The organism is Streptomyces sp. NPDC054866 (assembly GCF_053610745.1).
The window spans coordinates 1-8064 of sequence record NZ_JBSGZA010000023.1 but is presented as its reverse complement, the minus strand read 5'-3'; the positions used below and the strand labels follow the sequence as shown (position 1 = coordinate 8064).

Sequence of the window (8064 nt, the reverse complement as noted above, 5' to 3'; positions counted from 1 at the left end):
CCACAACACCGACCTGTCCCCCCACCTCCCCCAACAACAAACCACCCACATCAACCTCCCCACCTACCCCTTCCAACACCACCCCTACTGGCTCCAAGCCCCCACACAACTCACCGACGCCACCGACCTGGGCATGGCGACCAGCGCGCATCCCCTGCTCGCCGCTGCCATTCAGCTTGCCGACACCGCAACCGGGGCAGAGGCTGGTGAATCCTCCGGTGCATCAACGGTGTTCACGGGCCGGATCGGCCTGAGTACTCACCCCTGGCTGGCGGATCACGCAGTGGCAGGAACGGTCCTGCTGCCCGGAACCGCCCTGGTCGACCTGGCGCTTCACGCCGGAGACCACACGGGCGCCACCCACTTAGACGAACTCACCCTCCACGCACCCCTCGTCCTGGACGACACCACCAGCCGCGACCTCCAGGTCACCGCCACCCCGGAGGCGAATGGCTGGCAGGTCACCATCCACTCCCGCCCGCACACCGACGAACCGGACGGCATCGACTCCGAGTGGACCTGCCACGCCACCGGCACCCTCACCACAACCCAGGAACTCGCCGAACCCCTCACCCAATGGCCACCCGCGAACACCACCCCTGTCGAGATCTCGGACCTGTACGAGCAACTGGCTGAAGCCGGCTACGAGTACGGCCCCACCTTCCAGGGCGTCACCGCCATGTGGGCCCAACCTGACGGCACCCTCTACGCCGAGATCACCCTCCCCGAAGAGGCTGATGCGACCGGACACACCATCCACCCGGCCCTCCTCGACGCAGCCCTCCACCCCCTAGCTGCCCGGGCCCTCTCCTCGGCCACCGGCAGCGAACTGCGCCTGCCCTTCGCGTGGACCGGTGTCAGCGTGCACGCGGGCGGCGCCACTCACCTCCGTGTCACCCTCACGAGCACAGGCAACGACGTATCCCTTCAGGCCTGGGACCCCACCGGCGCACCCGTCACCACCGTCACCGCGCTCGCCTCCCGCCCGGTCGACCCCACCGCGCTGACCACCGGTGCGGGCTACGAGACCCGCAACAGCCTCTTCCACCTCGCCTGGAACCCCGCAGAAGCCACCACAGGGGAAGTCGACCTCGACCAGGTCGACCTCTACACCCCGGACGTGGACGCGGACGGCGACAACCCGGCAGCCGCGCACGCGACCACCGAGGCGCTTCTCACCCATCTGCAGTCCTGGCTGGCCACCAACGAGACCACCGAGCGCCGTCTGGTGATCCTCACCCAGCACGCGGTTGCCACCAGCCCAGCCGAAGACGTTCACCTGTCCCACGCACCCCTATGGGGCCTGGTCCGCACGGCCCAGAACGAGAACCCCGGCCGCATCCACCTCATCGACACCGACGACCCGGCCGACACGTCGGACCTCGCCGAGGCCCTCGCCACGGGTGAGTATCAACTGGCCCTGCGTCACGGCCAGTTCCTCGCACCGAGGCTGGTTCGATCGGCCGATCACGTCGAAGGCCGACTGACCATTCCGGTCGACGAACCTACCTGGCGTCTGGACAAAACGGCCCCCGGCACACTGGACAACCTGGCGTTCCTGCCCAACCCCGAGCTCCCGGACGAGCTGGCGCCGGGGCAGGTGCGGATCGACGTCCGTGCGATCGGACTGAACTTCCGCGACGTGCTGATCACACTCGGCATGTATCCGGGCGACGCGCTCTTGGCCAGCGAGGGCGCCGGCATCGTCACGGAGGTCGCCGACGACGTCACCACCGTCTCCGTGGGCGACCGCGTCATGGGCATGTTCCCGCACGGCGTAGGTGCGTGGACGGTCACGGATCACCGTCTGGTCACGTCGATGCCCGAGGGTTGGTCCTTCACCACCGCTGCTGGAGTGCCGGTGGCCTTCCTGACCGCGTACTACGCGCTGTACGACCTCGCCGACCTGCAACCCGGCGAAACACTCCTCCTCCACGCCGCCACCGGAGGAGTCGGCTCAGCAGCCCTCCAACTCGCCCAACACACCGGCGCCGACATCTACGCCACCGCCCACCCCACCAAACACCACCTCCTCACCCAACAAGGCCTCACCCCCACCCACATCGCCTCCAGCCGCACCCTCGACTTCGAACACCACTTCCGCACCCACACCCCCCACCACGGCATCGACATCGCCCTCAACGCCCTCGCCCACGAATACACCGACGCAACCCTCCGCCTCCTCCACCCCGGCGGACGCTTCATCGAAATGGGCAAAACCGACCTCCGCAACCCCACCCACATCGCCGAAACCCACAACATCCACTACCAGAACTTCGACCTCATCGAAGCCGGCCCCGACCGCATCCAACACATCCTCACCACCCTGCGCGAACTCTTCGACACCGGCACCCTCACCCCACTACCCACCACCTGCTTCGACATCCGCCACACCCCCCACGCCCTACGCCACCTCAGCCAAGCCCGCCACACCGGCAAACTCATCCTCACCCTCCCCCAACCCCTCAACCCCAACGGCACGGTTCTCATCACCGGCGGCACCGGAGGACTCGCCACCCTCACCGCCCAACACCTCATCACCACCCACGGCACAACCCACCTGCTCCTCGCCTCCCGCACCGCACCCCAACACACCGACCTGCAACACGAACTGGAAGCCCTCGGAGCCCAAGTCACCCTCACCGCCTGCGACACCACCGACCCCCAAGCCGTTGAAGAGCTGATCGCGTCGATCCCGCAGGAGCATCCGCTCACGGCGGTCATCCACACCGCCGGCACCCTGGACGACACCACCCTCACCAGCCTCACCCCCAACCGCCTCCACCCCGTCCTCGCCCCCAAGATCGACGCAGCCTGGAACCTCCACCACGCCACCCAACACCTCAACCTCACCGCCTTCATCCTCTACTCCTCCGCCGCCGGCACCCTCGGCAACCCCGGACAAGCCAACTACGCCGCCGCCAACACCTACCTCGACGCCCTCGCCCACCACCGCCACCACCACGGCCAACCCGCCACCAGCCTCGCCTGGGGCTACTGGAAACACACCACCAACCTCACCCACCACCTCACCGACACAAAACTCGCCCACAGCAACACCGCACTCAGCACCGAGGAAGGCCTCCGCCTTCTCGATGCCGCTCTTGTCAGCCCGTCCGCGTATCACCTGTGCACCCCGCTGATCGCGTCCGCTTTCCGAGACGCGGACAACGTGCCCGCTCTCCTGCGCGACCTGGCTCCCCGCCCACTGCGCCGAGCTGCGAAGGCGGCGCCCCGTGAGGCTTCGGGGCTGGCGCAGCAGCTCGCCGCACTGACACCGACGGAACAGCAGCGACTGCTGCTGAATCTCGTGCGGAGCAATGCGGCCACTGTCCTCGGGCACTCCGACGCGACGGGCGTGGACCCTCAGCAGCCCTTCCGGGACCTGGGGTTCGACTCGCTCACCGCCGTCGAACTGCGCAACCGGCTCGACGGGGCCACCGGATTGCGGCTCCCGGCCACCCTGATCTTCGACTATCCGAACGCGCAGCTTCTGGCCGACCACATCGGCTCCGAGCTGCTGGAATCGGCGCCACGATCGGCCACGCCCGCGCTCATTGGCACGGACACCTCCGATGATCCAGTCGTGATCGTTTCGATGTCGTGCCGTTTCCCGGGGGACGTGCGCTCCGCCACAGACCTGTGGGATCTGGTCGCCGAGCGTCGCGAGGGTCTGTCCGGCTTCCCGACGAACCGTGGGTGGGACCTGGACAACCTCTTCGACCCGGATCCGGCGGCGAACGGCAAGAGCTACACGAGTTACGGCACGTTCCTCCATAACGCCGACCAGTTCGACGCGGACTTCTTCCGCATGAACCCCCGCGAAGCCCTCGCCACCGACCCCCAGCAACGCCTCCTCCTCGAAACCGCCTGGGAAGCCTTCGAACACGCCGGTATCGACCCCACCACCCTCAAGGGCAGCAACACGGCCGTATACGCCGGAGTGATCTACGGCGACTACGGCGCCCGCCTCATGCAAAACGCCCCAGAAGGCTTCGAGGGCTACCTGGGCAACGGCAGTGCGGCCAGCGTGGCCTCGGGCCGGATGGCGTACACGTTCGGTCTGGAGGGCCCGGCGGTGACCGTCGACACAGCGTGCTCGTCGTCGCTGGTCGCCCTTCATCTGGCCGCTCAGGCGCTGCGTAACGGTGAGTGCGAAATGGCTCTTGCGGGCGGTGCGACCGTCATGTCGAGCCCGGGCGCCTTCATCGAGTTCTCGCGCCAGCGCGTCCTGTCCGTGGACGGCCGCTGCAAGCCGTTCGCAGAGGCCGCGGACGGCACCGGCTGGGGCGAGGGCGTCGGCCTGGTCCTGCTGGAACGGCTGTCCGACGCCCAGCGCAACGGCCACCCCGTCCTGGCGGTGCTGCGCGGCTCGGCCATCAACCAGGACGGCGCCTCCAACGGCCTCACCGCACCCAACGGCCCCTCCCAGCAACGCGTCATCGAACAAGCCCTCGCCAACGCCCGGCTGGATGCGAGCCAGGTGGACATCGTCGAGGCGCACGGCACGGGCACGACGCTCGGAGACCCGATCGAGGCGCAGGCCCTGCTGGCGACCTATGGGCGTGAGCACTCCGCCGAACGGCCGCTGTGGCTCGGCTCCATCAAGTCCAACATCGGCCACACCCAGGCCGCCGCCGGCGTCGCAGGCGTCATCAAGATGGTCCAGGCGATGCGCCAGGGGGTTCTTCCGCCCACCCTGCACGTGGATCAGCCCTCGCACCACGTCGACTGGAGCGCGGGCAGCATCTCGCTGCTGACCGAGTCGACTCCGTGGTCCGACTCCGGACAGCCGTACCGGGCGGCAGTGTCGTCGTTCGGCATCAGCGGCACAAATGCGCACGTCATCCTGGAGGCCGCGCCGGAACCCTTGGAGGAGGAGCCGCAGGCACAGCACGCCGGTCCGGTACCGGTGGTCGTCTCCGCACGAACCCCGCAGGCCCTCGCCGAAGCCGCCGGCCAACTCGCCGCCTTCGTCGAAACCCACCCGGAGGCAGAAGTCGGCCCGCTGGCCGCCCGCCTGTGGTCGGGGCGCGCGAAGCTGGAACACCGCGCCGGGATCGTCACCGACAACCCCGACGAACTGCGTGACGCCCTCACCGCGCTGGCGCAGGGCAACGCTCACCCCGCACTCGTCGTCGGCCCCGGCATGGTGGAAGCAGGCAGGACCGCGTTCGTCTTCCCCGGCCAGGGCTCGCAATGGGCCGGTATGGGACACCGGCTGGCAGCCGAAGAACCGCTGTTCGCCGCACACCTGGCCGCCTGCCAGGAGGAGCTCGCCCGCTGGTGTGACTGGGACCTGCTCGACGTCCTCGCGTCCGACGACGAGGACGCCCTGGCACGGGTCGATGTCGTGCAGCCCGCCCTGTTCGCGGTGATGACCGGCATCGCCCGCCTGCTGGAACACTACGGCGTCACCCCGGACGCCGTCATCGGCCACTCCCAGGGCGAGATCGCCGCCGCGCACATCGCCGGAGCCCTGAGCCTGCCCGACGCCATCGCCGTGGTCACCCTGCGCTCCCAGGCATTGAGGCAGCTTGCCGGTACGGGCACCATGGCGTCCTTCCCGCTACCCGCCGAGGAACTCATCGACCTGCCAGACGGCGTCCACCTGGCCGCCGTGAACGGACCCGCCACCACCGTCCTGGCCGGCGAGACCACCGCCCTGACGGAACTGGTGCAGACGTATCAGCAGCGTGATGTGCGGGCCCGGCTCATCTCGGTCGACTACGCCTCACACACCCCGGCGGTCGAGGCCCTGCGCGAGACCATCCTGACCGACCTCACCGACCGCGCCCACATCCAGCCCCTCGCGCCGAGCATTCCCTTCTACTCCACCCACACCGGCGCCCTGCTGCCCGACGACCAGCTCCTGGACGCCACGTACTGGGTCGACAACCTCCGCCACCCCGTCCACTTCCACGAGACGGCTCTCAAGCTCCTCGACGACGGCCACCACACCCTCATCGAGTCCAGCCCTCACCCGGTACTGGCCGCGGCCCTCGCCGACACCCTCAGCACACACCCCGCCAACGCACACCACTACCCCACCCTCACCCGCCACCACGACACCACCACCCGACTCCTCACCACCCTCACCACCCTCCACACCCACCACCACAACATCGACCTGTCCCGGTATCTGCCCTCCACACCGCTACAGGACCTGGACCTGCCCACCTACCCCTTCCAACACCAGCCCTACTGGCTCCAAGCCCCAGCCCAGCTCACCGACGCCACCGACCTGGGTCTGACCACCACCGAACACCCCCTGCTCAGTACGGCAACACAGCTCGCCGACACCCACACCACCGTCCTGTCCGGCCGCATCGGGCTGAAGACCCACCCCTGGCTGGCGGATCACGCCGTGGCAGGAACGGTCCTGCTGCCCGGAACCGCCCTGGTCGACCTGGCACTCCACGCCGGAGACCACACCGGCGCCACCCACCTGGACGAACTCACCCTCCACGCACCCCTCGTCCTGGACGACACCACCAGCCGCGACCTCCAAGTCACCACCACCCCAGAGGCGAACGGCTGGCAGATCACCATCCACTCCCGCCCGCACACCGACAAACCGGACGGCACCGACTCCGAGTGGACCTGCCACGCCACCGGCACCCTCACCACAACCCAGGAACCCGCCGAACCCCTCACCCAGTGGCCGCCCACCGGGGCAGAGCAGGTCGACGTCTCCACCCTCTACGACCAACTCACCGCCAGCGGCTACGAGTACGGGCCCACCTTCCAGGGCGTCACCGCTGTCTGGTCCCAGCCCGACGGCACCCTCCACGCCGAGATCACCCTCCCCGAAGAGGCCGACCCGACCGGACACACCATCCACCCGGCCCTCCTCGACGCAACCCTCCACCCCCTCGCCACCCAGACCACATCAACCGGCGAGACCCAGCTGCCCTTCGCCTGGAACGGCGTCACCGTCCACGCCACCGACGCCACCCACCTACGCGTCACCCTCACGACCACAGGCAACGACATCACCATCCAAGCCTGGGACCCCACCGGCACACCCGTCGCCACCATCAACACCCTCACCACCCGCCCCATCGACCCCACCACACTCCACAAGAACACCGGCACGGGAACCCGCAACAGCCTCTTCCACCTCACCTGGAAGCCCACCGAAGCAGGCACCACAGATGTCGACCCCAACGAAGTCGACATCTACCTCCCGATGAGGGACGGGGACAGCCACGACCCCACGGCTGCGCATACCGCGACAGAAGCGCTCCTGGCTCACCTGCAATCGTGGCTGGCCACCAACGACGCCACCAACCGACGCCTCGTCATACTCACCGAACACGCCGTGGCAACCCACCCCGCCGAGGACATCCACTTGGCCCACGCCCCCTTGTGGGGTCTGGTCCGCGCCGCGCAGAACGAAAACCCGGGCCGCATCCACCTCATCGACACCGACGACCCGGCCGACACCTCATACCTGGCCGACGCTTTGGCCACCGGCGAGCCTCAAATTGCCGTTCGCCGTGGCCAGTTCCTCGTGGCCCGTCTGGAACGCGCCGAGGGTAACGGCGTACTCGATCTGCCCGAGGAGAGCTGGAAGCTCGGCGCCGGTTCGACCGGCACCATCGAAGCGGTCACCTGCCGACCGGCCCCCGAATGGGATGCTCCCCTGGCCAGCGGGCAGGTGCGCGTCGACGTCCGTGCGATCGGGCTGAACTTCCGCGACACCCTCATCGCCCTGGGCATGTACCCCGGCGACGCACCCCTCGGCAGCGAAGGCGCCGGTGTCGTCACAGAAATCGCCGACGACGTCACCACCGTCTCCGTGGGCGACCACGTCATGGGTGTCTTCCCGGCGGGCGCCGGCACCCAGTCCGTCACGGATCATCGCCTGGTCACGTCGATGCCCGAGGGTTGGTCCTTCACGACGGCCGCGGGCGTTCCCGTCGCCTTCCTGACCGCCTACTACGCGCTGTACGACCTCGCCGACCTGCAACCCGGCGAAACACTCCTCCTCCACGCCGCCACCGGAGGAGTCGGCTCAGCAGCCCTCCAACTCGCCCAACACACCGGCGCCGACATCTA

1 protein-coding gene is annotated in these 8064 nt (G+C 68.6%); it reads left to right on the top strand.

What is annotated here, in order from left to right:
* Positions 1-133 precede the first annotated feature (133 nt).
* Positions 134-8064 (top strand): SDR family NAD(P)-dependent oxidoreductase (locus tag ACWGI2_RS41960; protein ID WP_453701319.1); only part of this gene is annotated, 7931 nt, incomplete at its 3' end.